The following is a 2,329-nucleotide window of genomic DNA, read 5'->3' on the forward strand; positions in this document are numbered from 1 at the left end:
ATGCGGCCGACGAAAGGCGAAATCAGGAACACACCGGCTTCGGCACAGGCGCGGGCCTGAGCAAAAGAGAACAGCAGAGTCAGGTTACAGTTGATGCCTTCTTTTTCCAGAATCTCAGCCGCGCGGATCCCTTCCCAGGTCGACGCCAGTTTGATCAGGATGCGGTCGTTGCTGATACCGGCATCGTTATACATTTTGATCAGCTTGCGGGCTTTGGCCACGCTGGCGTCGGTGTCGTAAGACAAGCGGGCGTCCACTTCAGTGGAGATACGGCCCGGTACCACATTCAGGATTTCTTTACCGATGTTCACCGCCAGCTTGTCGCCCGCGTCTTCGATTTGCTGTGCTTTATCGCTGCTTTGCGCTTTGGCATAGGCAATCGCATCGTCGATGAGCGGTGCGTACTGTTCAATCTCTGCGGCTTTCAGGATCAGGGAAGGGTTGGTGGTGGCATCTTGCGGTTGGTACTTCTTAATCGCTTCGATGTCGCCGGTGTCGGCAACAACAGTAGTAAGTGCGCGCAGCTGTTCCAGTTTGGTGCTCATCTCAGTAAAACCTTTTTGATATGTGGTAAGAAATGACGTTCTGCCCGGTGGCGGTTCATTATGCATGAACGAATGTAATACGCCTGAGCAAATGAAGTACTCATATTTGAGCTTTTTACCACAAATGTCAAACCCTACGTTACAGAAAGTGAGGGAGAATCTGGCCCGAATCGGTATAGCCCCTAATGGCAGGAAAAGCGGGATAATTCGTTGTGTTTTGTGTGGTTCAATAGCGATGACGCTACTGATAATATAAGAATATGATATCAATCAGTGTGATATCTGTTTGTGCTAAATGCCAGTGTGATTTCTGCGTGTCATTATAAAACGGAGGAGGTGTTAACAGCGCGTTTGCAGAAGCAGTGATCCATTTCAGGAGTGAACAAAAAGAAGATTAGTGTAATTTTGTTCACTCGTTGAGAATATAAGCAGTGGCTGGTTGAATCCGTATGTCGCTGTAGCTGCCTTTTGTGCTTATGAGTCAGACATGTTCAGCAAGGCCATCGCACAACTTGCGCTGGTTGCCAGCACATCTATCACGCCAGTTCTTAACGCGCCCAGAATCGCCAGTGCCTTCCGGCTCTCACTAGCCATAGCAATCACATTCGGGATACGATGCAAATCTGACATTTCCAGTCCGACAACCCGGCCACGCATCAGTGTTCCCGCCTGTTGTCCATCCAGGCGGAAGAAGTCAAAGCCGCCGATATCGCCGACAATGCCGTCATTGAGTCTGGCTTCAACAAACTCTTTCGCCGTGAAACATCCCAGTTTTACCATATGGCTGTTTTCATCCATATCGCCAATACCGACTAAGGCAAACTCCGCTTTTCGGGCCTGATTGAGGGTTTCGCTGACATTGGGATGAGTGATAAACACCTGCTGGGTGACTTCACTGTCGACATAGGCTGGTGCGTATAAGGTTTCGCTGGTGCCGCCAAATTTTTTGGCCAGACGGCGGCAGATATGATCCGCATTAATGGTGTCGCCGCTGCGGTGTGTTCCGCCGATAGCGCAAACAAAACGCGCGTTGCGATGGGAAACAATACCGGGATGATCGGCGACAGCAGCAACATTTTGCCCCTGACCCACCGCGACAACGACATCATCTCTCAAATAACCGTCCAGATAGGCCGATACCAGGGTAGAGACTTGCATTCGTTGCTCTTGTGCACTGGGTTGATCCAGTGCAATCAAGGCTCGTTTCAGGTTAAACCTGTCCATCAAACGCTGTTCAAGCTGGGCGCTGTGGATCGGGTGGAACTTAACGGTAATTTCCACTATCCCTTCTTCCCGCGCTTTTCTGAGCAGACGGCTGACTTTAGGGCGGCTGATACCGAATTTTTTCGAGATTTCTTCCTGCGTTGCACTTTGCTGGTAATACAAAATGGCAATTTCAGTCAACAGGTCTGTATCTTCCAGCTGATGGTCAAAAGAAGCGGTAGGCGGTGAAGTGGTCATAGCGGTGTTCCATACACAGATGTGGCGTCAGTGTAATGGATTCAAAAGCGCTTAACAAATGTTAGCCGTCATGCACTTTGTTCAGCGTTTTCATTGCCACATTGATTTGCCGGCCTTCTTCTCACTGGGTTTGAGGAAAGAAAACAGGTGATGAGCGGGGGGGATAAAAAAGGCCTGACATGAATGCCAGACCTTTGAATCATGGAACCACTGTCATGGTGGCGATGATTGTTTCGGTTCGGTTTACAGCAGCTCTTTCGCTGTGCTGACCACGTTTTCAGTGGTGAAACCGAACAGCTTGAACAGCTCACCGGCCGGGGCCG

At 50.0% G+C, this 2,329-nt stretch carries 2 protein-coding genes; both read right to left on the bottom strand.

The window, feature by feature from the left end; all coding sequences use genetic code 11:
* On the bottom strand, nucleotides 1-545 hold a 545-nt coding region (locus tag Q4491_RS21380; protein WP_303460791.1), incomplete at its 3' end, for a transaldolase family protein.
* Nucleotides 546-1,019: 474 nt separating this feature from the next.
* On the bottom strand, nucleotides 1,020-2,006 hold the full coding sequence (locus Q4491_RS21385) for a sugar-binding transcriptional regulator (RefSeq protein WP_192017837.1): 987 nt from the start codon (nucleotides 2,004-2,006) through the stop codon (nucleotides 1,020-1,022).
* Between the last annotated feature and the right edge of the window lie 323 nt (nucleotides 2,007-2,329).

The organism is Photobacterium sp. 2_MG-2023, from assembly GCF_030547675.1.
Taxonomy (GTDB): domain Bacteria; phylum Pseudomonadota; class Gammaproteobacteria; order Enterobacterales; family Vibrionaceae; genus Photobacterium; species Photobacterium arenosum.

What these genes read in the sequence shown, in the direction of transcription:
- Q4491_RS21385 (WP_192017837.1), bottom strand. Translation starts at nt 2,006, where the DNA reads ATGACCACTTCACCGCCTACCGCTTCTTTTGACCATCAGCTGGAAGAT.